The sequence below is a fragment of the Streptomyces sp. DH12 genome, from assembly GCF_020873895.1.
Lineage (GTDB): Bacteria > Actinomycetota > Actinomycetes > Streptomycetales > Streptomycetaceae > Streptomyces.
In genome coordinates this window covers 1-585 of record NZ_JAHWGT010000503.1, presented here as the reverse complement: position 1 = coordinate 585, position 585 = coordinate 1, and the positions used below count along the sequence as shown (strand labels likewise).

Below are 585 nucleotides of genomic sequence, written 5' to 3'. Positions count from 1 at the left end.
GACCGCGTCCAGGGTGTGCCGGGCGTGCAGCGTCACCCAGGTGCGCCAGCCGTGCGGGAAGGACTCGCTGACCAGCTCCAGCAGCCCGTCGAGGGCCGGGTCGCCGGTGCGGGAGTCCAGGTCGCGCGGGGTCGCGATGCCGTCGTCGTCGACCAGCAGGCCGCGCCGCGCGAGATCGGCCAGGGCTCCGGCCCGCACCACGGGGGCGGCCCGGGTGGGGTCGAGATCCCAGGCCAGCAGGCACAGGCGGGCCGGCAGGGAGAGCGGGCCGTTGGGCACGGGGCCTCCTCGGTGCGGGGACACGGGGTCCACGATGTCCGAAAATCGCGTTGACGGCCGGTGGGGCCACGCGTAACGTCGTCAGCGGTTCTGTTGCCGTCGATGGGAGAAGGACGTTGCTCGTCTGAGGTTCTGAGACACCGCCTCACACCGGTCAGGTGTGTGCGCTGCGTGCGACCTCGGCGTTCGAGCCGTCCTTGCGGTCCCTCCGCAACGGGGCTTTTCTCATGCCACGGATTCCTTCCCCGGCTGCCGGTCGTCGTCCCGCGGTGTCTCGATACGCGTGTGCCCCTGATCGCCCCATGC

At 71.8% G+C, this 585-nt stretch carries 1 protein-coding gene; it reads right to left on the bottom strand.

All coding sequences use genetic code 11. The features are described from left to right. Positions 1-279: GPP34 family phosphoprotein (locus LPA54_RS35425; protein WP_228984688.1), on the bottom strand; the 279-nt coding region annotated here is incomplete at its 3' end. Positions 280-585 lie beyond the last annotated feature (306 nt).